1 protein-coding gene is annotated in these 1,143 nt (G+C 60.2%); it reads left to right on the forward strand.

The genetic code is table 11. The annotated features are described in order from the left end of the window. Window positions 1-64: 64 nt before the first annotated feature. Window positions 65-1,138 (forward strand): IS4 family transposase, encoded by a 1,074-nt coding sequence (locus tag K7W42_RS22690; protein WP_224577677.1) that lies wholly within the window; start codon window positions 65-67, stop codon window positions 1,136-1,138. Window positions 1,139-1,143: the final 5 nt, after the last annotated feature.

Here is a 1,143-nt window from a genome sequence, read left to right on the forward strand (position 1 = left end):
CCCTCTAGGGGTCAAAAGTCTGCGGTGGAGCTGAAAAGTCGGTTCCTGTACGGTGTTTTCTGCGATGAAGAACACCAGGAACCGACGGCCTCAGGATAGCCTCTGTGCCCGCCTGCCGACCCACTTTGCGCTTGATCCGCGTCGCCTCACCGTCCTGGCGGCGCTGATCCTCGCCATCATCGAAAAACGCACCGTCTGCCTGTTCCAACTGGTGGTGTGCCTTCGTCTCGTCGGAACCGACGAGACCATCTATCAGCGCCTGAAGCGCTTCGTTCAGTTTGACTGGGCGGAGCAGCAGTCGATGACGGCCCGCTTCGTCCTGGGGTTCTTCCGGGATCAGGACGAGCTGGTGCTCATCCTTGACCGCACCAACTGGAAATGGGGTCAACGTGATCTCAATCTGCTCATCCTCAGCGTGATGTGGAAGTCGTTCAGTTTTCCACTGGCGTGGACGGCGCTGCCCCATGGGGGCAGCAGTTCATCGGCTGCCCGGATCGCCCTGGTGGAATCGGTTGTAGCGTCGCTTCACGGGAAGCGTCTCGCGCTCCTGGCAGACCGCGAGTTTATCGGCCGAGACTGGTTTCTGGCGCTGCAACGCCTGGGCATTCAACCGACCATTCGACTGCATGCCACCACGCGCGTCAACGGCATCGACGTTCGGTCGTGCTTCCTGAAGCTCCAACCCGGTGAGCTGCGCCGCTGGCACTGTGCGATCACCGTCTATGGCGTGCGGATGCGGGTTCTTGCTTGCAAGAACCTCCACGGCGAGATCCTCTATCTGGCCTATCACGGGTGGAGTACCCAGGCCATTGACCGTTATGCCTGGCGCTGGAACGCGGAAAACATGCACCAGGCACTCAAAGGACGCGGTTTCGATCTGGAAGCGACCCGCCTCACCGATGGTGACCGGCTGAGCCTCCTGTTTGGCGTGGTCGCACTCGCCTTTATCTGGTGCTGCGTCAGTGGGGATTTCGTGGCCACGAAATCCCCACCAAAGACCTTGAAACACGGCTACAGCACCAAAAGCGTCTTTCGGCTCGGTCTGGATGCCCTTGGCGTCGTTCTTTCACAGCGACCTCGGCACAAACATGCCTCCAGGCCGACCTTTCTCCAGCTCCTCGCCACTTTTGACCCCTAGAGAGG

Source organism: Deinococcus betulae (assembly GCF_020166395.1).
Taxonomy (GTDB): domain Bacteria; phylum Deinococcota; class Deinococci; order Deinococcales; family Deinococcaceae; genus Deinococcus; species Deinococcus betulae.

Bases quoted from the DNA above. Each gene is read 5' to 3' on its own strand.
- K7W42_RS22690 (WP_224577677.1), top strand. From the start codon at position 65: ATGAAGAACACCAGGAACCGACGGCCTCAGGATAGCCTCTGTGCCCGC.